Origin of the sequence: Streptomyces sp. NPDC048584, from assembly GCF_043199595.1 — a bacterium.
Classification (GTDB): domain Bacteria; phylum Actinomycetota; class Actinomycetes; order Streptomycetales; family Streptomycetaceae; genus Streptomyces; species Streptomyces edwardsiae.
The window spans coordinates 53,705-74,676 of record NZ_JBICWF010000004.1 but is presented as its reverse complement, the minus strand read 5'-3'; the positions used below and the strand labels follow the sequence as shown (position 1 = coordinate 74,676).

31 protein-coding genes are annotated in these 20,972 nt (G+C 68.3%); 8 read left to right on the top strand and 23 right to left on the bottom strand.

Features of this window, described 5'->3' with window-relative positions:
• The first annotated feature begins 64 nt into the window (after window positions 1-64).
• Entirely contained in the window at window positions 65-838 is a 774-nt protein-coding gene (locus ACGFR9_RS10775) for a glycosyltransferase family 2 protein (protein WP_393205454.1), read from the top strand.
• Window positions 839-977: 139 nt separating this feature from the next.
• Here the strand turns inward: ACGFR9_RS10775 and ACGFR9_RS10770 are convergent, their stop codons facing one another.
• From ACGFR9_RS10770 to ACGFR9_RS10740, 7 genes are all read right to left on the bottom strand, one after another.
• Entirely contained in the window at window positions 978-1,880 is a 903-nt protein-coding gene (locus ACGFR9_RS10770) for a TauD/TfdA family dioxygenase (RefSeq protein ID WP_393205451.1), read from the bottom strand.
• Between the two features lie 281 nt (window positions 1,881-2,161).
• Window positions 2,162-3,085: an endonuclease/exonuclease/phosphatase family protein gene (locus tag ACGFR9_RS10765; protein ID WP_393205448.1), complete on the bottom strand. Its 924-nt coding sequence runs from the start codon at window positions 3,083-3,085 to the stop codon at window positions 2,162-2,164.
• The gene (locus ACGFR9_RS10760) at window positions 3,082-4,026 is read right to left on the bottom strand and encodes an endonuclease/exonuclease/phosphatase family protein (protein WP_393205445.1); all 945 of its coding nucleotides are present in this window, start codon (window positions 4,024-4,026) and stop codon (window positions 3,082-3,084) included. The genes ACGFR9_RS10765 and ACGFR9_RS10760 overlap by 4 nt, the downstream gene beginning before the upstream one ends.
• Before the next feature lie 192 nt (window positions 4,027-4,218).
• Window positions 4,219-4,629: a hypothetical protein gene (locus ACGFR9_RS10755; protein WP_393205443.1), complete on the bottom strand. Its 411-nt coding sequence runs from the start codon at window positions 4,627-4,629 to the stop codon at window positions 4,219-4,221.
• Window positions 4,630-4,925: 296 nt separating this feature from the next.
• The gene (locus tag ACGFR9_RS10750; protein WP_280843889.1) at window positions 4,926-5,303 is read right to left on the bottom strand and encodes a DUF6415 family natural product biosynthesis protein; all 378 of its coding nucleotides are present in this window, start codon (window positions 5,301-5,303) and stop codon (window positions 4,926-4,928) included.
• Window positions 5,304-5,353: 50 nt separating this feature from the next.
• Window positions 5,354-5,848, bottom strand: a complete 495-nt coding sequence (locus ACGFR9_RS10745; RefSeq protein ID WP_393205440.1) for an ATP-binding protein — start codon at window positions 5,846-5,848, stop codon at window positions 5,354-5,356.
• A complete protein-coding gene (locus tag ACGFR9_RS10740; protein ID WP_280843887.1) occupies window positions 5,848-6,447 on the bottom strand; it encodes a hypothetical protein in 600 nt (199 codons plus the stop codon). The genes ACGFR9_RS10745 and ACGFR9_RS10740 overlap by 1 nt, the downstream gene beginning before the upstream one ends.
• A gap of 233 nt (window positions 6,448-6,680) precedes the next feature.
• Between ACGFR9_RS10740 and ACGFR9_RS10735 the strand changes: the two genes are divergently transcribed.
• Genes ACGFR9_RS10735 through ACGFR9_RS10725 form a run of 3 tightly spaced genes read left to right on the top strand, consistent with a single transcriptional unit; the run spans window position 6,681 to window position 9,083 of the window.
• Window positions 6,681-8,006 carry a hypothetical protein gene (locus tag ACGFR9_RS10735; protein ID WP_393205437.1) on the top strand — a complete coding sequence of 442 codons (1,326 nt, stop codon included), beginning with the start codon at window positions 6,681-6,683 and terminating at the stop codon, window positions 8,004-8,006.
• A gap of 23 nt (window positions 8,007-8,029) precedes the next feature.
• Window positions 8,030-8,575 carry a GNAT family N-acetyltransferase gene (locus ACGFR9_RS10730; RefSeq protein WP_358278795.1) on the top strand — a complete coding sequence of 182 codons (546 nt, stop codon included), beginning with the start codon at window positions 8,030-8,032 and terminating at the stop codon, window positions 8,573-8,575.
• A 13-nt stretch (window positions 8,576-8,588) separates the two neighbouring features.
• Window positions 8,589-9,083, top strand: a complete 495-nt coding sequence (locus ACGFR9_RS10725; RefSeq protein WP_393205434.1) for a gamma-glutamylcyclotransferase family protein — start codon at window positions 8,589-8,591, stop codon at window positions 9,081-9,083.
• 42 nt (window positions 9,084-9,125) lie between these two features.
• On the opposite strand, the gene ACGFR9_RS10720 is transcribed toward ACGFR9_RS10725, so the two are convergent.
• From ACGFR9_RS10720 to ACGFR9_RS10645, 16 genes are all read right to left on the bottom strand, one after another.
• Window positions 9,126-9,581, bottom strand: a complete 456-nt coding sequence (locus ACGFR9_RS10720) for a hypothetical protein (protein ID WP_358278793.1) — start codon at window positions 9,579-9,581, stop codon at window positions 9,126-9,128.
• 88 nt (window positions 9,582-9,669) lie between these two features.
• Window positions 9,670-10,002 carry a hypothetical protein gene (locus ACGFR9_RS10715; RefSeq protein WP_393205431.1) on the bottom strand — a complete coding sequence of 111 codons (333 nt, stop codon included), beginning with the start codon at window positions 10,000-10,002 and terminating at the stop codon, window positions 9,670-9,672.
• Complete coding sequence (locus tag ACGFR9_RS10710; RefSeq protein WP_393205428.1) at window positions 9,984-11,987, bottom strand: FtsK/SpoIIIE domain-containing protein; 2,004 nt, start codon at window positions 11,985-11,987, stop codon at window positions 9,984-9,986. The genes ACGFR9_RS10715 and ACGFR9_RS10710 overlap by 19 nt, the downstream gene beginning before the upstream one ends.
• A gap of 168 nt (window positions 11,988-12,155) precedes the next feature.
• The gene (locus tag ACGFR9_RS10705) at window positions 12,156-12,437 is read right to left on the bottom strand and encodes a hypothetical protein (RefSeq protein ID WP_358278789.1); all 282 of its coding nucleotides are present in this window, start codon (window positions 12,435-12,437) and stop codon (window positions 12,156-12,158) included.
• Window positions 12,438-12,491: 54 nt separating this feature from the next.
• A complete protein-coding gene (locus ACGFR9_RS10700; RefSeq protein ID WP_393205425.1) occupies window positions 12,492-12,641 on the bottom strand; it encodes a hypothetical protein in 150 nt (49 codons plus the stop codon).
• Between the two features lie 65 nt (window positions 12,642-12,706).
• Window positions 12,707-13,021: a hypothetical protein gene (locus tag ACGFR9_RS10695; RefSeq protein ID WP_393205422.1), complete on the bottom strand. Its 315-nt coding sequence runs from the start codon at window positions 13,019-13,021 to the stop codon at window positions 12,707-12,709.
• Window positions 13,018-13,476, bottom strand: a complete 459-nt coding sequence (locus ACGFR9_RS10690; protein ID WP_393205419.1) for a hypothetical protein — start codon at window positions 13,474-13,476, stop codon at window positions 13,018-13,020. The genes ACGFR9_RS10695 and ACGFR9_RS10690 overlap by 4 nt, the downstream gene beginning before the upstream one ends.
• On the bottom strand, window positions 13,473-13,736 hold the full coding sequence (locus ACGFR9_RS10685; protein ID WP_393205416.1) for a hypothetical protein: 264 nt from the start codon (window positions 13,734-13,736) through the stop codon (window positions 13,473-13,475). Before ACGFR9_RS10685 ends, ACGFR9_RS10690 begins: the two co-directional genes overlap by 4 nt.
• Window positions 13,733-14,398: a hypothetical protein gene (locus ACGFR9_RS10680; RefSeq protein ID WP_393205413.1), complete on the bottom strand. Its 666-nt coding sequence runs from the start codon at window positions 14,396-14,398 to the stop codon at window positions 13,733-13,735. Before ACGFR9_RS10680 ends, ACGFR9_RS10685 begins: the two co-directional genes overlap by 4 nt.
• A complete protein-coding gene (locus tag ACGFR9_RS10675) occupies window positions 14,395-14,655 on the bottom strand; it encodes a hypothetical protein (RefSeq protein ID WP_393205410.1) in 261 nt (86 codons plus the stop codon). The genes ACGFR9_RS10680 and ACGFR9_RS10675 overlap by 4 nt, the downstream gene beginning before the upstream one ends.
• Window positions 14,652-14,894: a hypothetical protein gene (locus ACGFR9_RS10670; protein WP_393205407.1), complete on the bottom strand. Its 243-nt coding sequence runs from the start codon at window positions 14,892-14,894 to the stop codon at window positions 14,652-14,654. The genes ACGFR9_RS10675 and ACGFR9_RS10670 overlap by 4 nt, the downstream gene beginning before the upstream one ends.
• The gene (locus ACGFR9_RS10665) at window positions 14,891-15,532 is read right to left on the bottom strand and encodes a hypothetical protein (RefSeq protein ID WP_393205404.1); all 642 of its coding nucleotides are present in this window, start codon (window positions 15,530-15,532) and stop codon (window positions 14,891-14,893) included. Before ACGFR9_RS10665 ends, ACGFR9_RS10670 begins: the two co-directional genes overlap by 4 nt.
• 41 nt (window positions 15,533-15,573) lie before the next feature.
• Entirely contained in the window at window positions 15,574-16,209 is a 636-nt protein-coding gene (locus ACGFR9_RS10660; protein WP_393205401.1) for a hypothetical protein, read from the bottom strand.
• Window positions 16,210-16,213: 4 nt separating this feature from the next.
• Window positions 16,214-17,125, bottom strand: coding sequence for a hypothetical protein (locus ACGFR9_RS10655; RefSeq protein ID WP_393205398.1), 912 nt, complete (start codon window positions 17,123-17,125; stop codon window positions 16,214-16,216).
• Window positions 17,126-17,289: 164 nt separating this feature from the next.
• Complete coding sequence (locus ACGFR9_RS10650; protein WP_393205396.1) at window positions 17,290-17,559, bottom strand: hypothetical protein; 270 nt, start codon at window positions 17,557-17,559, stop codon at window positions 17,290-17,292.
• Window positions 17,560-17,563: 4 nt separating this feature from the next.
• Window positions 17,564-17,755, bottom strand: a complete 192-nt coding sequence (locus ACGFR9_RS10645; RefSeq protein ID WP_393205393.1) for a hypothetical protein — start codon at window positions 17,753-17,755, stop codon at window positions 17,564-17,566.
• A 175-nt stretch (window positions 17,756-17,930) separates the two neighbouring features.
• Here ACGFR9_RS10645 and ACGFR9_RS10640 point away from each other — a divergent pair, with 175 nt between their 5' ends.
• From ACGFR9_RS10640 to ACGFR9_RS10625, 4 genes are read left to right on the top strand one after another with little or no spacing between them, the layout of a single operon-like run.
• Window positions 17,931-18,311, top strand: coding sequence for a hypothetical protein (locus ACGFR9_RS10640; protein WP_393205390.1), 381 nt, complete (start codon window positions 17,931-17,933; stop codon window positions 18,309-18,311).
• Window positions 18,312-18,360: 49 nt separating this feature from the next.
• The gene (locus tag ACGFR9_RS10635; protein ID WP_393205387.1) at window positions 18,361-19,332 is read left to right on the top strand and encodes a hypothetical protein; all 972 of its coding nucleotides are present in this window, start codon (window positions 18,361-18,363) and stop codon (window positions 19,330-19,332) included.
• 52 nt (window positions 19,333-19,384) lie between these two features.
• Window positions 19,385-19,750, top strand: coding sequence for a hypothetical protein (locus ACGFR9_RS10630; RefSeq protein ID WP_393205384.1), 366 nt, complete (start codon window positions 19,385-19,387; stop codon window positions 19,748-19,750).
• A complete protein-coding gene (locus tag ACGFR9_RS10625) occupies window positions 19,747-20,913 on the top strand; it encodes a tyrosine-type recombinase/integrase (protein ID WP_393205382.1) in 1,167 nt (388 codons plus the stop codon). The genes ACGFR9_RS10630 and ACGFR9_RS10625 overlap by 4 nt, the downstream gene beginning before the upstream one ends.
• Window positions 20,914-20,972 lie beyond the last annotated feature (59 nt).

Genomic DNA, 20,972 nt, shown 5'->3' with positions numbered 1-20,972 from the left:
CAGCTCCTACTCGATTCCGGTGCTTGAATGGACCGTCGTTCCTGGTCTGGCAAGGAGAAGTGCTGTGCCCCTGGTGTCGGTCGTGATGCCCGTGTACAACTCGGCAGCCACCCTCGGCGCGGCCGTCCGATCGGTACTCACGCAGACCCACAGCGACCTGGAGCTGCTGGTCACCGACGACCAGTCCTCTGATGCCTCCATGGACCTGCTCCGCGAGTTCGCCAAGCAGGACGAGCGCGTCCTGCCTCAGTCGGCACCCGAACGGGGCGGTGCGGGCCGGGCCCGCAACCTCGCGATCGAGCGGGCCCGCGGGGACTACATCGCCTTTCTTGACAGCGACGACATGTGGCTTCCTGAGAAGACCGAGAAGCAGCTCGCCTTCGCCGCGGAAGGTGATGCGCCGCTGACGTTCACCTCGTACTTCAAGATGGACGCCGACTACGACGGCGAGAGCACCGACTGGGTCCCGAACGGGCGGGTGGTCCGTGCGCGGGAGCACGTGGACTACCGCGCGATGCTGGTCCGAGACCACATCGGTGCCCTTACCGCCATGTACGACCGCAATGTCCTGGGCACGAGGCTGATGCCGGAGATGCGTAAGCGCCAGGACTACGCCCTGTGGCTGTCGATCATGCGGGACGGCGCTGACGCCCGTGGCCTGGCTGAGCCACTTGCGATTTACAGGGCCCACCAGGCGGGATCGCTGTCCTCCAACAAGCTGTCGCTCGTGCAATACAACTGGGCCCTGTACCGCCGGCACGAGCGCCTGTCGGTCCCGCGGGCGACGCGGGCGCTGGCTGGCGCTGTGTGGCAGTCGCTGAGCAACTCGCGCATCTAGATCCGTGCACGGGCCCGGGGAACCGGGCGCGCGACGGTTTCCGGGGGCGCCCGACCGGCCCCAGCCCCATGGCCGTGCCGCGTGCTGCGGGGCTGGACCCGGGGGCGGGACTCGGTGGGTCACCGGTGCCGTCGGCCGGCTACGCGGCCGAGCCATCGCCGGCCCTCGCGCGCAGGAACAACTGGAGGAGCAGCCGCCGGTCGGAGACCGGGACGGTTTCCTGGCCGCTGTGGAGCGCCTCCCGACCGTGCAGGAAACGGCGCTGGTTCACGATGAGGTAGTCCCCGGGCTGAAGCATGAAGGAGACCTGACCCCGGACGAGCTCTTCGGCGAGTTCCCTGGCGGCGTCGGCGTGCGCCTGGCCGAGCTCGGACCTCTCCAGCATCTTGGCGGTGAACCGGACGAACCCCTCGCCCGGGTCGGAGCCGTCCAGGATCGGAAACGGCTTGTACTCCTCGCCCACGCCGAACAGGTCGAAGAAGGTCCCGTAGTGGTAGGCCGACTCGGCCAGCAGAGCGCGGCTGTCCTCCGACAGTCGCGCCACCGCCGCGTGGGCGTCGGAAAGGATGCTGGGGCCGCCGCCGAGCGGGTCGCGGCGAACGCAGAGGAGCGTGGTGTAGTCCGGGGGCAGGGTCCCGTTCACCAGGTCCATGTGAAACGCGTTGTACCCGATGCCGCTGGACTTGCCGGGGTCCTTGTCGACCTTGACCCCGATGTCCTTCCAAAGGGGCCACCGCGGGAACGGCGAGAAGGGGACAGCCACCTCGGCCGCGAAGCCCGTCACCAGCCGCAGGAACCGGTCATCGTCGATCCCCAGCGCCTTGGCGAGGTTTCCCAGGCGCAGCACGGCGTATCCGCCACCCTCTCCGGTCAGCGCGTGGCGCAGGGTCGCGGTGATCTCCTCGAACCGCGGGGTGGCCGTCAGCTCGGTCCGGTACTTCGCCATGGTGGACTGCGCCAGGAACGAACCGTCCAGTTCCCAGGGCGGGAGAGAACAGTCGATCAGAGAGGCTTCGAGTTCGCTCGGGATGTCGATGAACACGCGGAGCTTCCTTCTCTTTTGGGGGCCTAGGTGTGTCGCTCTGGTGCTGCTGCCGCCAGGGCGCCAAAGGCGATCCGACAGCGGGTGGGTCTCGTAGGGCCGTGGGGCATCGAGGGGAACCGATCAACTTTCGAATCGCGTGCGATGTGGCCGGCGCTGGGGCTCAGGGGGTATAGCCCCAGCGCCTCGTCTCCGCCCGCACCGAATGCCGTTGGTCGTACGGGCGGAGCTTGTTACCGCCGGGCGGCCAGGTCGGGCATTCGTCCCACCGAGCGGCAGTCTCAGGGGGCGACCAGCGACTCGAGCGCGCTCGGCTGCTGGTTGAGGATGTCCGAAAGGCGGTCGCCGTCGAGCGCGACCCGAACGATGTGGTGGTCCGAAACCTCCTCGGGGACCTCGATCACATCCACGCCAGTCACCGCGTCCAACAAGTCGGTGGTGGCGTAAAGGCGGTCGATGCGAGAGTCCGGCCCGTGCGTCTCGCAGGCGTTGACCGTTCGGGAGACTGCCGCCTTGTCTCCGTGCTTGGCAGACCAGTGGCGGGCCACGTCCTCCAAGCCGGCGGTGCGCAGCGCCTCATCCGGGCGGGTATCCATTACCCGGGCACCGTCCGGGCCTATGAACGAGCGGTGTAGGCGGTGCGGCCTACCTTTGATCTCGTTCAGCACCGGTAGCGCGGGGTCGCCCTCGATGCCGGGTACTGGATAGCTGTTGTTGTCGCCGGCGACGAGACACGGCATCCGTACGGTCTCACCCTGTGGGTTGGTCCACTTCTTGTCGGCCCACGTCGACAGCCATTCCGCCTCGGCAGCACGGTTGGTGCTCGATGCGTAGTTGAGGTGGTACGAGGCCACGGCGAGCGGTGTGGCTTCGGTGCCTGCGGGCAGGTAGCGCATGGTCAGCCCTGTGGGCGGCAGCACCCACATGGGGCCGGGCTTGGGCCACTCACGCACCGGGTGGAAGAAGCGCGGGTCGGCGAAGATCGCGGTGCACGATTCCGGGCCGAGCCAGCCGCGCATACCGAGAACGCCCTCCAGCTCGTACAGGATCGCGTTGCCGTCGGTGTCCGCGCGCCACATCTCCTGACGAAGCACCAGGTGTGGGCTAAGGGACACCAGCCTCTCGTGCGCCTGAAGGCGCTTGGCGGAGTCACAACCACCGTTGTTCTCAAAGTTCCAGGACAGCACGGTGATTCGGGTGCTCATGCTGCAACCTCCTTCTCACCAGGGGCCCCAGACAGGGCGCGGCGCAGCTTGGCGAGGCTGAAGGTGGCGACAACCGGGGCGTGGTCGGATACCTCGCGAACGTCGTCGGTGACGATGACCTCCAGCTTGGTCAGGGCCTCGGCTACCTGCGGGGTCGCATAGATGCGGTCGATCCGGCGCATCGGGCCTTGGTCCGTGCGCCACAGCGATGCCGTGGGGTCAAGCGCATCCGGCTGGCCGAGCACGGTCGCGGCGTGGTGCCCCAGGTCCTTGAAGACCGGCGGTCGCCCGTCGTGTTCACCGGCGAGGATTTCGTCCGGCCGGGTGTCGGAGACGCGTTCGCCTCCCCGCTCGATCGTGCGGGCCTCAAAGTGCGCCCGGTCAGTGATCTTGTCCCAATCGGGTAACGCGGCTGTCTCGTCGTCGGATCGGTGTGGATAGGAGTTGCAGTCGCCGCCGATGATCGCCGCCATGCCCGGTTGCCCCAACATGGCAAGACGCTTCGCTTCGCTCGCCCGTTTGGCTGCGTCGAAGGAACACAGGTGGAATGAGGCCAGGCTCAGCGTCGACGGCGCGCCCTTGAGGCGTACGACCGGGTTGCAGATCGGATGCCACATGCTGGTGACGTGCTCGAAGTATTGGACGGGCGTACACAGAGACGGGTCGGTGTAGACACCGGTCGGATTGGCTGACTCAGGGGTGGCAGTAGCGAGGAACGCCGTGTGCGCCGGGCCGTTGCCGCCGAGACGAGCAGCCTCCGCCCATATCGCTCGTCCACCGAACATGTCCCCGCGGGTGATCTCCTGGCGGAGGAGTACGTGCGGTTGGAGTTCAACGAGGACGTCCATGGCCAGGTGCCATTTGGCATCATCACCGCTGTTGCTGATGCCGTTGTGCTCGACGTTCCACGAAACGACGCGGAACTCATCGGTCGAGTTCAACAGGTTCCTCCCCTTCGGGGTCTTGAGGTGTCTTCGGATGCCGTTCTGAACGTCCGGCTGGCGCTGGGGCCTATGGGGGACGTGGGCCCCAGCGCCGTTCCTCCGCCCGCGCCGAATGCCGTTGTCGTACGGGCGGAGCTTGCTGCCTGCCTGATGGCCACAGAGCCGGTCGTGTGGTCACCAGGCAGGGGTCTATGCGGCGGCGGGCGCCGCCAGGTCCTCGAGCAGCTCGTCGAGGCCGACGGCGCGGAACGACTGGAGGCGGCGAACCAACTGCGAGGCGAGAAAGGTCCCGATGTTCGCGTGGCCGTAGGGCAACGGTGCGTCCGGCTGGGCGACGACCTTCACGCCTCCACCGTCGCGGCCGTACACGGTGCCGTGCACGCCGTACAGGGGCGCGCTCCTGGCAAGGAACACCATGGGGTTGTCCTCCAGGTGGGGGCAGAGTTTCGCGGCTGCACGGGCGTGCTTACGGCACACGGGAGGCTGGTTCGTGAGAATGCTCGCCTGGGCCGGGTCGTGGTCCCGGGGGCCCGCGAGGAAGATGAAGCCGAGCGGCGTCCTGGCAGGGAGTGAGCAGATCTGACAGAGCATCGTCTGCATGCACACCATCTGTCGGTGGGGGTGCATCAGCTTCCACTGCGGTTCACCGGTGATCCGGCCTTGCGCATCGACGGGGTTCCAGCCGCACCGGGCCCACAGGGCGCCTCGCGGGTCTCGGTCCCTGGGGTCCTCATCTCGGTAGTACAGCCGCGGGCCGGACGCGTGCCGGACGATGAAGAGGTTTTCCGGCGCTGCGTCTTCCCCAGCCCTCTGCGTGATGTAGGGCACTAGGGACAGGCGCGGGTCCCGGGGCTCTATGGCCCGAGGGTTGTACGCGAGTCTGAGGGACGGGAAGGTCACGGCTCCTCCGTAAGGCACTGGTTCTCCACCAGCAGTTCGAGGAGTTCGTTGAGCGTCCACGCCATCTGTCGGACGTGCCCAACGGCACGGCGATGGTCGCTGGGTACTTCCTCGGCTCGGATATGGCGGCCCCGTTCGACGAGGTCGGCTATTCGCTGGTCTCTCTGGTCCGTCTTGGAGGTGACGGCGAGGTTGACGAGTCGCATCAGATGCCCGCGGAGCCGCTGTGCGTGCTCCTCGACCTCGTCCTCGGGGGGCGTGTAGTCGTCCAGGACGGCAGCGACGTCGTCGAGTAAGGAGCCGTCGACGTACGGCGCCCATCGCTGCACCTTCTCCAGGACCCTTTTCAGTCCGGCCTCGGTGAAAGGGGGCACGGCCGCACGCACGGGATTTTCCCACCCGGGCGCCAGAGCCTGGAGGGCCGTCACTGCGACTCCTCCGGTTCGCCTTTCGGCTCCTGCGGCACAGCGAGGCGGCACCAGGTCTTCCTACCGGCGTCGCTCGTGCCCCAGTTCCCGCCGCACTCTTTGACCATGGCTTCGACTAGGGCGAGGCCGCGCCCCGACTCGGCGTCCGCGCTCACCTTCTTGAGCGTCGCGTAGCCCGGCATACCGTCGATGACGTCGATGTGCAGGAAGCCATCTCGTACGGCCATCACCAGGCCGATCCGGCTGGTTCTGCTGTGCAGTACCGCGTTGGTCACCAACTCGGAGACGAGGAGCATCACCTCGTCGAGCAGGTCTTCCAGGCCATAGTGCCGGATTCGGGCGGCGGCGATCCTGCGTAGGACGCCTACGCGGTGGGCGTCTGCCTTACGGAGCGGGCCGCCGTAGTGGGGCGCGATGTCGACCCACTGGTCCACCAGGTCCGCGTCGCGGAGGGGCACCGCGCGGGACGGTCGTACGGCTGTCGTCGTCATCACGTCCTCTTGGGGGATGGCAGGACTGACGGGGACGGCAGGACTGACCTGACTGCCGACACGGCCCTGCTGAGGGGAGTCCGCTCTACGGGCGCGAGAAGGGCACCCGCCTCGGAGAGGCATCGTGCGAGCGGGACGGGGCTGGTGAGCAGCGGCGCTCCGCCGACGGACTGCTCGCCGTCGGGAGGCACTAGCCAGCGAACGAGCCCAGCCGTCGGCCGGGGGACAAGCGCGGGCACGAGAATCGCGTGCCCCTCGCCGAGGCACGCCGGCCGGGGGAGTCGTTCGGGCCACTGTGAGGCGGCCATCAGGCCGTACCAGCCCGCCACCGTGCCTCGCGGAACCAGAACGGCCGCGGAGCGAAGGTTGGAGAACAGCACGGCGGGCCCGAGCGGCTGCTCGTACTGGTCGAGGAGCTGATACGCCGCCTCGACCAACGATCGGTCAGACAGCACGATGTCAAAGGTCTGGCCGCACCCGAGGCGCCGCGGGAGGTGGGGGTTCTCATGCCAGAGCGCGGTAGCCGTCTCCGGGTGCGCCGTCGCCGCGGAGAGCCACGCGGACACGGTCTCGTGCTCGGCGATCTCGCGGGTCTTCATGAGCCCTCCCGGCATCACGGCACACACGGTGTGTGCGGCGTGACCCAGTGCAGCGAAGTCGCCGGGCGGTGAACAGGTCTTTTCGACGGAACTCTGCCCGCCTCCTACCCGCCCTTTGCCCGCCCTTTCGCCCGCCCTTTCCTCCTGACCAGGGCTTTCAATTGACGAACCCTCACGCACCGCGACGGGAGTCGCTACCGTGAGGCGCACCGGATCGCGATGAGGCGGTGGAGATGCGTGAACTCAAGCAGTTACGCGAGGACGCGAACCTGACGCAAGAGGAGATGGTCGACGCCCTGACCACCCTCGCCAAGCGCCTCTTCGACGAGCGGCGGATTGGCAAGAAGCTCCCGACGTTCACCGTCCGCCAACTCTCGAAGTGGGAAAGCGAGGAGCCCCCTCCGTGGCCCCACCCCGGCACCCGCGCGGTACTGGCCGCCTACTGGAGGCGTCCCGTTGAGGAGCTGGGCCTGCGGCCACGGGTCGCCGAGAGCGGTGGTGGCCCCGTCGTCCTCACACCGGTGCCTTTGATCAGCCAAGAACCCGCAGCTGGCCCGTTGCTGGTCGCCACCAGCCCGGCCCCCCTCGCCGACGAGGCGCCGCCACCGTGGCTAGCCGAGACCAGCACCGGCACCGGCAGGTCCGGCGAGTGGCGGATCGTGCCAGAAGAGGTCGAATTCCTCTCGGCCGCCGCGGACGACAACTACGCGATTGACCAGCAGTTCGGCGCCAACAGGCTGTGGCGGCCGACCCGGGCGCACCTGCTCTGGGTGCACCACATGATCGACCGCGGTATCTACGATGACGCCCTCGGTCAGCAGCTCCACGCTCTTGCTGGCAAGCTCACCACGTCACTCGGATGGTTCTGCTACGACGCCGGCCTCCAGGACAAGGCCCGCCAGTACTTCTCCGAAGCTCTGAACGCGGCCAACTACACCAGCGACGACGTGCTGGCCAGCCGCACGCTGAGCAACATGTCCCGACAGGCCGTCGACCTGAACAAGGGACGTGAGGCCGTACGCTTCGCCAAGCTCGGCCAACGGCATGCGGAACTGTGGGACGCGCCCACCCGCGTCATAGCCCTCCTTGCGATCCGAGAGGCGCAGGGGTACGCCCGCCTCGGCGACACCTTCAACTGCGATGCGGCCATCAAGCGGGCCTGGCAGGAGTGGGAACGCGGCAACGACGAGCGAGACCCGGACTGGGCCCTGTTCCTCAACCTCGCGGAGCTGACCTGCCTGGAAGGCATGTGCCGCCTCGACCTCGGCCAAACAGCCCGCGCACAGGCGCTCCTGGCTCAGTCCGAGGCGTTGCAGGATGCAGCCCACTCCCGGAACCGCGGGATGTGCCTCGGGCGGCTCTCGGTCGCGGCGGTGGAGAACGGCGACGTCGACCACGGCCTCGCTGCCGCCACCGAAGCCCTACGTCTAGTTGAGGCCGGCATGTCCTCGACGCGGACCGCCTCGCAGTTGAAGATCGTCCACAACGGGATGATCCCCCATCAGCGCGCACGCGGGGTGGGGGACTTGCTCGAACAGATCCGTGCTCACGTCGCGTGAGCGAGAAAAGGAGAGTGCACACCGTGGCACCGCAGTTCCAGCGGCACGATGCGAAGTCGGCGAAGGACATAACCTCCGAGCTGGTCGACGTCTACGCCCACGTGTACGACGTCCCGCCGTACAAGGGAGACCCGTTCTTCTCCGCCGACTCCTTCCGGGAGCGATTGGAGGCGGCGTTCGATACCGCGGGGTTCGAGACCGTGACCGCTTGGCAGGACGGCCGAATCATCGGGTACGTGCACGGCGCGACCCTGCCCGCCGACAAGCCCTGGTGGACGTCACTCGGCAACCGGCGGCCGAACGACCTCGTCGTCCTGGCCGACGCCGGCAGAATCTTCTGGCTGCGGGAACTGATGGTGCTCCCCGAGTTCCAGAACAACGGGCTCGGCCGCCAGATCCACGACGCGGTCATTGCTGGCCGCGCGGAGACCGCCACAGCCCTGACGTGCATCGTCGATAACCAACCTGCCCACGATGCATACCTGCGGTGGGGGTACACGATTATGGGACAGATCAAGCACGCCCCAGAGTCGCCCGTCTACGACGCGATGTACCTGCCCTCTCCCTGAGACCGGAACGCCAATGATCCAGACGATAACCAGCCCCGCCCCGGTCCCGGAGACCTCTGGTCGCCGGGACCGACTCTCGCAAGGCCCCGACGTGCTGTTCTGCTACGGCACGCTCCAGTTCGACGCCGTCCTCAAGGCCCTATTGGGGCGGATACCCGAGCAGGCCCCGGCGGCTGCTCCCGGGTACCGCGCGGCCGCGCTCGCAGACCGCCTCTATCCAGGGCTCGTCGTGCACGCGCTCGGCGGCTCCGCGTCCGGAGTGGTCCTGACCGACCTGAGCAACGAGGAGTGGCGCATCCTCGACGCGTTCGAGGACGAGCGGTACGACCTTCGTGAAGTGGCCCTGTCCACCGGCGCGAGAGGGTGGGCCTACATCTGGCCGGGCGGCGATGTCCTTGAGGAGGACTGGAACGCCGCGGAGTTCGAGACCGAGCACCTGTCTGTGTACGCCGCGCGGTGCGCCCGGCTCGCTCCCGGACTGGCCGCAGGGAAGCCGAAGGGCGAGTAGGCCGGCGGGCCGCGGCCGCGCGCGGATGCCGCTTCGTTTCTGCTACTTGATCGGGTTCTCGTCGAGCCAGTCGGACAGATCGTGCGCGGACCCGAGGACCTTCGGCCGGTTCGTGCCGTACGCGGTGGCGCCCTGATCCTCACCGACGGCGATGCCGTCCTCCATGGTGTCGATCAGGGCGTACGCGTCCGTCCAGAAGTCCGCGCCCACGGACTTCTCCGAGTTCATCGCCTTCCGCAGATCGCGCGCGGGCTCCATCAGTGCGGTCATCTGCTTCCAGCACGTACCGGGCTCCTTCTCCAGGCACCCGCCGTCCGTGTCGAACTTCGTCACCGCATCCTGGAACGTGGTGGACGCGGCCTCCACGCTCACCGTCTTCGCCTTCGCGGCCGGCTTCGCGTCGCTCTCGTCGTCCGAGCTGCTGCAGCCGCTTACGGCCGCCATGGTCGCGGCCAGGACCAGCCCGGCGACCCTCTTCCCCCATGTGTATCTCCCCATGACGGAGGATCATCGCACGGCCATCCGACACGGACACGCCAAAGGCCCCAGCAGGTCGGCCAGGGCCCTTCCCCGAAGCAGGCGCGCGCTACGGGTACTTGGAGTCTTTGCGGCCGCTGAGCAGGGCCCTTATCGCCCAGGTGGCGACCGCGATGCACAGCGCGCACAGGCCGGCAGCGATCAGTGTCGCCACGACGCTCGCGAGGACCAGGAGGCCGATGCTGGCCCCGGCGAAGCCGATCGCCATGTACCGGACCCACGGGTCGGACTGCTTGATGATGATCTGCTGGACGGGTGCCTGACCGTGGCCGTGCGAGTGCTCGCAGGTGCAGCCGTGCGCCGCTTGGTACTGCTCGACGGGCATGTGGGACGCCATGATGCCCGGGTAGACGTTGGTCGGAACTACAGGCTTGCGGGACATGCGGAGTTCTCCTCGTCGGTGCTGGTCACTTCGGGGCGCGGTGTGTGGGCTACGGCGACCAAGCGCCAGACCTTGGCCTGGCCGCGCTTGCCGGAGTCGTCCAGCCATCCCTTCTTGGTCCACTGAGTGAGCGGCTGGGTGGCGCTGGAGCCGTGTCCGACGATGTCGTCGGCGACCAGTTCGGGCTTCGTCACGCCGTCGGGGCCTGCCTTCTGCAGGGCCTCCCACAGCGCAATGCGGTTGTCGGGGATGCGGGAGCCGTCCGGGAAGGTCGGCACGGGCCGGAGGTGAGGCCGGCCGCCGCGCGGGCCCCCACCGCCACTGCCGGGTGGCGGAGTCGGCGGCTCAGGGTGGGGGTCCGGCTCGTGCTGGGGGTGCGGCCACGCGGGCTCGGCGGGCTCCTCGTCCTCGTACCGGGCGTGCTCCGTGGAGACGACGACGATGTCGCGGTCCGTCACGTAGTAGCAGCGGCCCTCACGAGGGTCTGCGTAGCGCCGGGACGAGACCATGACCTTGCCGGGCAGGTCGAGCCAGTCGAGCCGCCATCCGCGGCCGTACGCGCCCCGGCCGAAGATCATGTTGATGGGCTCGGTCTCGAACACGGGCAGCCCGATGCGGGTGCTGTACTGCTGCCGGGCGTCCGTGCCCTTGCCGCCAAACGCCTGCTCGCTGGGGGACTGCGTGGCCGCGATCACGCGGATACCCATGGCGCGGGCCACCTGGTTGATCGTGACCAGCTCCGAGGCCACGTCCGGAGCCTGGCGCAGGAGTTCGGCAAGCTCGTCGACGACCAGAATCCAGTACGGGCCGTGCTCGCTCGTCCACTTCCGGACCGGCTCACCCTTCGGGCCCCGGAGGGTCGCAAGGTACTTGCCGCGGCGGATCATCTCCGCCTTGACCATGGTGAGGACCTGGCGGGCGCCGTCGGCGTCGTCGGCCAGGGCAAGCATGTTGCGGCGCCACGGGCCCAGCTCGAGCGCACCGGGCTTCATATCGATGCCCAGGATCTCGGCGTCCTCGCACGCAACGAGGTTGCCGATCACGCAGTTGATGACGCCGGACTTGCCCATGTCAGTGCCGCCCGCGATCAGGACGTGCCCGGCGACGAGGTCGATGAAGACCTGCGAACCGTCCGGGTAGATGCCGATGGGCAGCGCGTGCTCCACCGAGGTAATGGCGGGGCCCGGCCACGCGATCGTCTCGGCGAGCGGGTCGTTCGTCTGCATGCGGACGATGAGCTGGTTGGCCTGTGCGCCGACGGCCAGGCGCAGCTTCCCGGGGAGGTCGAGGTTCGCCTCGAGCTGGGTCTGCTTGGCGATGACAGTCTCGGCGGAGGTGTTCTTGCCGGGCGGGAGCGTCACCGCGGCGTGCCAGCCGGTGTCGGTGAACACGATGCGGGAGACGTCCTGAGCGGGGACGCCGAGGGCAACCAGAGCACGCCGCAGGGCGGTCTCCTCGACGCTGTCGCCGGTTACGCCGGGCTGGGTGACGTTGACGCCCATTCCGTCAGGCAGAGGGGCGGTCTTGGCGGCCTTAATCTGCAGGGCGATCCGCTCGTGGCGGGTCTTGATGAGCCACGGGACGTAGACGCCGTACGAGGCGATCGTGACGACTCCGCCCGCGATGAGCGACGGGACGGACGGGCCGGTCATGGCGCCGACCGCAGTGTTCACGAGGGCACCGGTGGAGGCGACGCCGAGGGATGCGGCGGGCGCGTTTTTGAACTTGAGTCCGCCGTACGTCAGGGCGCCGGCGGCTGCGAGGCCCAGGCCGTAGCCACCCCAGCCCTCCAGGCCGACGCCGACGGTGTGGTGCAGCCAGCCCAGGCACGTCATGCCAGCGGTGGCCGCGGCCGGGATCAGCTCGTAGCGGAGGCGGCCGCACAGGCGGCACACGGTGCCCAGGGCCTGTCGAACACGGCTCCCCGTGGGGATCTTCTCGACGGGCGAGGTGACGTGATCGTGCGTATCTACAGGTCGGAACACGTCACCTCACCTCGACAGGGTGAGGGTGGAGGGACGACGGGGGGCTGCGGCTGAAGTGCGCGAGGGCATCGCGGTGATCCTTCGTTCGGGACTCCGGCGGTGCTCTCCGCCGGTGAGGTCTGGCCATGACGCCAGGTGTTTGGTTGTGGGTCTGCCGCGCGGCCGCGACTACTTCGGTGTGTTCTTCTCCGTGGTCGGCAACTCGCGTTCCACGGTCTCGTCCCACCAGGCGTAGGACCACTCGTGCCGGACCGTCATCTTGCTGGCCCACGGGAAGACCTGACCGGCGAGGCTCTGCACCGCGGCGATCAGGGCTTCAACGGCGGTGAAACGGCGGTCGTTCCGGATGTTGACCCGCAGGCCGCGCGGGACGTGGAACTCGAACGTGAGCCGTAGGACTCGTGGTGAGTCGGTGTCGGCCGGCATCGGCACTCCCATCGTGATCAGCAACAGCCCTCATTGTGACGATCTTTTGGGGAGATTGGAAGATCTCGCCGAGATTACTCAATCTCGGCGAGATGAGAGGAGGGGGTGGGCGGTCTCCATCAGCGTCCGCACATACGGGGGGAGGAGAGGCAGCGGCCGCAGCTCCAGCCCGAGCCAGTCGCGGGCGAGTTCGCTCGGCCACGGCTGCCAGATCACGACCTCATGCACCTGGTGCAGCTTCCTACATGGGGTGGTCTGGGTGAGCCCGTCGGTGACCAGGTGGTAGATGCCCCTCACAGGGCTGCGCCGTCGACGAGCGGGTTTGGCCCCAGGTGCTCCTTGCAGTTCGAGCAGCGCAGCACTCCCGGGCGTCGGGGATGCTGTTCGGGGGTCGTCGGTCCGCACGTCGGGCAGTTGGTTCCGACGCGCGCGACCGGGGGGAACGACACCTCGAGCTTCACGAGGTCGGCGTGTCGGTCGGACGGGCCGATGGCGTCGACCTGGCAGTGCAGTGTCATGCCGCTCCAGCCTTCGAGGGGGAGCACGTAGGACAGCTCGCCCGTCGCCAGATCGGCGGCGGTGATCTCGTGGTTTCCGGGCTGGCTCACTGCTCGTCCACCCATCCGGGGACCACCTCGACGGGGATGTTCTCCTCGTGCCACAGGCGGATGACGTTTGGGTTGTCGTCCCAGGCACGGACCACGTTGTACCTCCGGCGGATGGAGCGCAGCAGCTCCCGCTTGATGACGTAGTCCGGGCGGTAGTCGCCGCGGCCGCGCATCCAAAGCCCGTCGGACGGCACACCGTGCAGGGCGAGCCACATGGCGGTCAGCCGTTCCCAGCGTCGATCGCGACCGGTCACGATGAGTACGGCCCGGCCCTTGGCGTGGGCTTCGCGAGCGGCGTCGACGACGTACTGGTGCGGTTGGCAGTCGATGCTGGCGCGGTGGAACGCGGTGAACCCGCCGGGGCCCTTGATCAGGTGGCGGATGGGTTCGACGTCGACGAGCGTGCCGTCCGCGTCGAAGATCTCTGCGTCCTGGAGCGCTACGGCCGTTGTCACCGGATCTCCTCGTTGTAGGCGCTGATGATCTCCGCGGCCTTGTCCTTGCAGTCGTGGCAGGCGGGCCCCTTCCCGGTTCCGCAGATCGCCGCTGCGAGTGCGTCCGCGGCGCCCGTGGAGGCGATGTTCAGCAGGGCGGCGCCGTTGCCGCGGTGGGTGACGCACGCCTGGGTTTTACCGGGACGCTGACCGCACGCGATCAGGGCGACGCGCTGCTCGAGGGCGCTGGTGTCGCGAACGAGGGTGAGGGCGGTGCTCATCGGTTGCAGTCCTTCGGGGCGCGCGACTTGTGGTGTGCGATGGTGTTGAGCTCGCTGCCGACCTGCTCGTACGCGGTCATCTCCTGGCATGCGGTGCAGCGGTAGGCGATGTAGCGGCGCAAGGGGTCGGTCCGCGACATCGGGTTGCCCTGGCGGCCGCCGGCCATCTCGCCGGGGCCCCGGTCACCGCACCACTCGCACGAGGGATCGTGGTGGGTGATGACGGGCGCGGTCGTCCAACCGGACCAGGTGATCGGGCGGCCGCCGTGCTCGGCGGGCAGAGGCGCCTCGGCGTACACCGGAAGGTCGGGAACTGCCTGCAGGTGGCGGTTGTCGCGGGCTGGCTCGGGAACAGGTTGGGGCAGGGCCTCGGCGACGCCGGCGGGGACGAGGCGGGGCGCCTCGGATTCCGGTTCACCGCGCAGGGAGCGCAGGCAGGCCGGGCAGATGTTCGCTTCGGTGACCGGTCCGTCCCACGGCCGTACGCCGGGGGCCCGTTCGGCGTCGGGCGCGCACTCCAGTGCCACGGTGAACATGGGCACCGTGGGCGCGTTGACGCCCTCGGCGCCGATGTGCAGGAGCGGGCGGCCCGCGGCGCGCACGACCAGGCGGCCGTCCCACTCGGGCCGGGCTGCTGGGGCCTCTACCGCGAGGGCCGTCACGAGTGCTCACCCAGGTCAGCGAGTTGCAGGGCGCCGGCAACGTTGGCCCACATGTTCGCCATGTCCACAGCCGTGCCGCGAAGCCGCACCCACTCCTCGGCCCGCGACGTGTAGGCGGCGGCCTGGCCGCTGTCCCGCTGGACCGCGTGCTCCCTCGCCTGCTGCTCATGGTCGTGCGCGTACTTGTTGGCGTCCTCGGCGCAGTGCGCCCAGGTGGCGGCTTTTCGGGCGGCTTCGGCCGCGGTGGTTTCGCTCATCGGACACGCGCCACGAGGAGGGGCACGAGGCCGGTGGTCTCGGGGTTCTGCCGGTATGCGTTCCGACGGGCGGTGTGCACGTCGCGTCGGGCGAGGCACAGCACGCCGGCCGGGACGTGGCACTCCGGGCACGGCACGGAGTAGGCGCCCTGTCGGAAGCGGGCGGCCGTCGCGTGCGCGGCGTCGTGAGCGGCGTCGGCGGCCGGGGACGGGATGACGGCGGTAAGCAGGGATATCACGCGCGGACGCCCTTCCGGTCCGGGACGGTGATGTGCGGGCGGGCGCCGTCGGGAACGTCTTCAGCAAGCCGGTACAGCCACAGTCCTTCGCCGGTGGGCTCCTCGGTCCGCGCGTACCGGGCTTCACCGCGGCCGGGGTCGCTGTCGTCCCCCCACGCGATCGGGACGGTGAGGGATAGGCCCGGCCCTCCGCCCGGCCCCTGCGTTTCGCCCGGGAACGTCAGGATCACCCCGGAGTACGGCCCGTTGAGGAACTGGATGACGAAGTCCTGCACGGGGCCGTCGATCGCCTCGGCGGCCTTCTGCTTCTGCTGCCGCGCCCAGTCGAAGACCTCAACGGCCGTGGGCGTGGGGGAGTAGCCGAGGAGACCGCGCAGGGCTGCGATGGTACAGAGCAGCTTGCCGTACGCGGCGACCGGGAAGTCGTCCTTCCAGCGGTCGCGGAGGAGCGAGCACGCGGCCTTGTCGGCGATCTCGGCGAGGTGCTCGTCGACGCCGTCGCGGTCGAGGAGGGTGCCGCCGCGGGCGAACGCGGCGATGACCGTGTTGACGGAGCGCGCCCGGTCCCAGATCGGCGTGTGCTCGGGCACGCCGTTGCGGTCGTAGATCTGGAGGGACACGGGGTGTCTGGTGCTCATGGAGGGGCATCTCCTGGGTTAGGGCGAGGGCGGGCCAGCCCTCAGTTCCTGTACGTCGAAGTGCCGGTTCCCGTTACGGTTTCGCCGTTCGCACTGGTCAGCGGGCCGTGCAGTTCGACGATGACGAGGGACATCCGGGCGAAGCCGGTCTCTACGGGCGCACCCATGAGGGGGTTCGGGCCGAGCAGGTGCTCGTGGTCGTCGTCCGGGAGAAGGTGACGAAGGCGAGGCAGATCCGGGTTGGGGGTCACCAAGCCGTCGACGTACGCCTTCGCGGTCGGGGCCCAGTTCCCGGGGTCTCGGGAGCGGTTGAGTTTCCGCGGGTGCAGCACGTAGAAGATGGCCGCGCGTTGGAGCTGTGGGACCTGCATGGGTCGGATGAGGCCGGTGGCGTCCGAGCGGAGCCGCTTGCGGATGCTGTGCTCAACGCTCCAATGCCGGTACCGCTTGTTGCTGGTCAGCATCTCCTCGGCGTACGGCATGAGCAGGGTCCAGTGCCGTCCCGGGTGGGGAAGTCCGGCGAGGAGCGGCTCGACCGCGGGCGGCGTCGGGGTGGACGGTGGGCCCGGGGCCGCTGCCGGCTTCTTCGGGACGGCGGCCGCCGCCGCGGGAGGCTGAGCCCCGCGGCGGCGTTGCGCCAGGATTTCGCGGTACTGCTTGGCGGTGATGCGGACCATGGCGTCAGCCCTCCAGTGCGGCGGTACCGGCTTCGGTGAGTCGCCAACGGTGGCCGCGGACTCCCTTTTGCGTCGCGCCGTACTCCTGGTCCTGGGACACCCAGCCCTTCTTCTGGAGCTTCTTCACCGCGACGTCGACCTTCCGGCCCAGGTGCCCCCAGGCGGCGCGGCTGCGCTGGCTGGTGTCCCGGATCGTGATGCAGCCACGGACGCTGAAGGTGAAGACCATGCCGGAGGAGATGAGCCGCAGCAGGGCCGCCTCGGCGTCCGTCGGCGGGGCCGGAGCGTCTGCGGCGCGGATCTTGGCTGCGTAGTCCAGGCAGCGCACGCAGTTGGGCGGGAGGTCGACGGCATCGCCCAGGTGCAGCGGGTCAGCGCGGCCGGGAGTCTCACACAGCCCCCTGTCCGCGGGATGCTTACGCGCCTTTCCGGAGACGACGTCGGCCGGGGGCACGGCGTGCCGGGTAGAGCCATTCGGGCCCGTGTGCCGCGTGTTCTCGTGCACCGTAAGGGCGACTGGCGCACTACCGGCCACCAGGTTCCAACGGCGCTTCTCCGTCTCCAACTTCACGGCGGCTAGCGTCGCTTCGGCCTTGTGCCGTTGCTCCGCGGCTTCCCGCTCCTCGACGATCCGGCGAGGGAGGGGCGGGTCGAGGTTCAGCTCGTCGGCGGCGACCAGCATCCAGCCGTCGACGCTGGAGACGCGGTCGATCCCGGGGAAGCCTCGCCCCAGTACGGCCGTGCACCAGTCGCGGCCGCGGCGCGCGGACACCTCCGTCATGCGCCGAAGGTCGTGCGGCCCCAGCGGGGGACGGCTCCTCAACTCGGCCTCGTGCCTCAGCTCTTGGTACAGCTCGTACTCCGGCTCCGGCTCGGGCGGAGGGAGCAGGATGGTGACGACCTTGCGACGGGACATCGCGGTTCCTTCCTTCGGGACTCCGGCGGTGCTCTACGCCGGACGGCGCCGTACGGGCGCGCTCACGGACCTTCCAGAGCGCGCGGACAGGGCACGGCGAAAACTGAGGCTGAGCGGAGAATCGTTCTGAGCGAAGAATCGAACGGCTCGAACGGGGCGGGTTGTTACGCCTTGACGGGGGCCACGGCAGCGACCGAAGCGATCAGCGCGCGGCCCAACCACCGCGGAACGCCGGGGAAGACGCGAACCAGGAGCAGGCCGGCCGCGATCGTGAGGGCGAGCGACAGGTTCTCCAGGACCCATCCGACGGCGCCGATCACCGCGGCGACTACGACACCGAGCGTGCCGAGGACGGGCGGGACGAGGGTGGGGTATGCGAGGGCCAGGAGGGCGCAGGCGTACGCGAGGAGCTTCAACTTCGCAATGGAGAGCATGAGTTCAGCCCTCCGTCTGCTGCTGGCCGTAGAAGCCGTTGTTCGGGTCGGTGGTGTCGGAGAGGTGGACGCGCCATCCGTCCGTCGTCTTCACCAGCGGGTCCTCGTCGGTGCCCGGGTGCCCGTCCGCCGCGCAGATGTTCCGCAGGCCCTCGTGGTCGCGCTTCTGCTGGCCCGTGCTGATCCAGCCCGCCATGGCGGTGCTCCTTCGTTCGGGACTCAGGGCGGTGCTCTCCGCCCTTCGAGGAAGACTCTACGGGGTTACTAGTGAGTAGCCGACAACAACTGTGATTGTTGTCGGTAAAGTTGGCGGCGCGTCAGAACCACAACACGAGGGCGGGGTACGCATGGCCGCGAAGCGGTGGGAAGACATGGACGAGTGGGAGAGTCTGGCCCACAGGCTGAGATGGGCCGGGCACGAGGCGCGCGACGTTGAGAGCCTGGTGCGCATCGCCGGCGCGCAGAAGGCCGGCGCCCGCGTCATCGAGCGCATCGAGCAGAAGCTGGCCGACCACAACATCGGCCACCTGCCGACCAAACTCCCGACCGACAGCACGCGTCGCGTCCTGCTCTACAGCAAGGAACACGACGGGATCGGCTACCTCCTGAGCCTGGTTCACGAACTCGCCCTCCAGGACCCGGCGGATGAGCTGAACGCGACGGTGCACCGCCTGGACTTTGCCCTCAAGGAAGTCACGTCGCTGAAGCTGAACGCCGACCGTAGAGGAGTGAACCGGCCGTGGAAGCCGTGAGCGCCGTCGACGGGCAGAGTCACTACGGACCCTCTGCGGAGGCGCGGCAGTGAGCGTGACGAAGGGCAGCGGGCCGAGCGTCAACTTTCCGCCCGTGCTCAATGGGCTCGACTTCTTGGAGAGCACCGTCGATCTGCTCTCCGTGCAGGAAGAGGTACCGCCCCGGAACCTGAAGTACGCCGTGGTGCACCTGGCATCCGCGGCCGAGACGTTGTTCAAGGCGCGGCTCGCGATGAAGAACCCTGCCCTCGTGTGGGCAACGCCCGACGGTTACGACCCGGCCAAGCATGCACGAGGGGACTTCAAGAGCTGCGGCTGGGAGGACGCCCGCAAGCGAGTCATCAAGGAGTGCGACCTTGAGGCCATGCTGCTGGAACCGCGGCACTTCAAGGCCCTCGCTCAGATGCGCAACCGCTTCGCGCACGTCGGAGTCACGGAGAGTGCCATCACTGTCGAAGTGCTCACGACGCCCGTGCTCGACAACCTGCTCACCTTCGTACGCGAGGACTTGCTGCCCTTGGTAGAGGAAGAGGAGCTGACGCTTGCCGAGCAGGCCGTGGAACGCATCCGCCCGGGGCTGGGCCGCATCCAACGTCTCGTAGACCGGCGCATAAAGCCCGCCCGGGAGCTGTTGGGCCAGTTTCCCACCATCCTCGGTTGTCCTGTCTGCGCAGCACTCGCAGTCCCTGTACATGGCGGCGCCGATCTTGCCTGCGTGGTCTGTGACTCCCACCTGGGCCCACCGACGGAAGCAGCCTGGATCTACGCGGACACCTCGGAGCACGAGATCATCACTGGTGGCGGCCCATCCCCGGTGCACCAATGCGATGAGTGCGGCACAGAAGCCGTGACCGATGTACCAATCGGCGGTGACGGCGAAACCTCGACGCTACTTTGCCTCTTCTGCGGGATCGAATGCGCGGGAGTCTGCGGATACTGCGGTCTCGCCGTCAGCACCTTCGCCATCCCGGAAGCAGACATGTGCGGCAACTGTGTCGAGCACAGAATGCAACGCTACTGACTACCGCCATATCGAAAGACTGCACCCCCGATTGTTGGAAGTGGAGCGACCGATGACTGATACGCCGTGGAAGACGTACGCCGAGATGATCGCCGAGGTTGACCGAGGTTGGCGGCAGACGAGTGTGCAGGAGCTGCTGGCGGTGGCGGGCGAACGTAAGGCAGGGCGGCGCATTATCGCGGCCATTGAGCGCGAACTCGCAGCCCAACGCGTCGGGTACTTTCCCACGCAGCTCCCGACTGACCAAACCGCCTTCGTTCTGCTCTACAACCAGGACCTGCAGGGAGTCGGAAGCCTCCTTCACCTGGTTCGACAGCTCACCGAGACGGGCACGTCTACCAACTCGCAGATCATCACCCTGCACGCGCTGCTGCATCAGCTCCAGGCGAAGCCCGCGGAAGACGCGACACCGGAATGAACCTGCGCGACCAGGACGAGATCGTTGACGCCGAGCTCGTCGAGGACGGAGAGCTGGTGCGCGCCGCGCCGGCTGTACGCCCGCTCGTCGACGAACACACGGTGCTAATGCCCGGTGAGGAGATCCCGACCAGCGACGATCCGCGCACGACGTACACCGAGCGCGACCTATACGTCAGCGAGGAGACCGCCAAGGCCCTGAAGGAGGCCGAAGAGGAGGGGTCCCCGCAGCGCAAGACCGCGATGGACCTGTTCAAGGCGTGGTGTGCGGAGCAGGGGCGGGTGGCCAAACCGTGCACCACGGCGACGTACACCGAGTACGGCCGTCACCTGATGTCGCGTGGGCTCAAGGTCACCACGATCCGGCACTACATGTCGCTGATCCGGACGTCCATGCCGCCCGGGAAGAAGCCGGACAACAGCCTGTTCCTGCTGCTCCTGGCCCAGTACCGGAAGAAAAACAAGCGGGCGCTCCGCAGGAAGGAAGCCTTCCCGATCACCCTGCCGTACCTGGTCCCAATGATGGAGAAGGCGGAGGCGGACGACCGGCCGATCGGCTGGCGTGACTCGGCGATGCTCGCCTTCGGGTACCGGTTCCTCGGGCGCAGCATCGAAGACGTCGACCTGGACCTCGAGGACCTGATGATCCTCGACAACATGGTCACGGTGTGGCTCGCCGAGGACAAGACACACAAGGGCGAGGAACAGACCCTCTACCTCCACGACCGGGAAGACCTGTGCCTGGTCTTCCGGATGCGTCGCTGGGTCAACTACCTCGCTGAGCAGGGCATTACTACCGGTCCCGTATTCCGGGAGGTCAAGCGCAACGGCATTGTCGCCTCGTCGGAGACCCGGGCGAAGACGGCCACCAAGCGCGGTGACTACCTGCGCCCGCAGACCGTCAACGAGCGGGTGAAGCTGTGGTTCGCCAAGGCCGGGCTCAAGACGGACGGCCGACCCGTTTCCTCGCACAGCCTTCGCGCCGGCGGCGCCACCGACCTCGGCATGAACGGGGCGACGGACGAAGAACTCGAGGAGGCCGGGCGCTGGAAGAAGGGCTCTCGCATCCCCCGGGAGAGGTACGTGCGCCCGGCCAAAGACACGTCCAAGGACCCCTTCAAGAGGGTCCCGATGTACGACCCGGAGACCAAAACGCAGAGTTGATCTGGAGAAACAGCGGGCGGGCGACTTCCCAACGCTGACGGACCGCACGGGTACGCGCC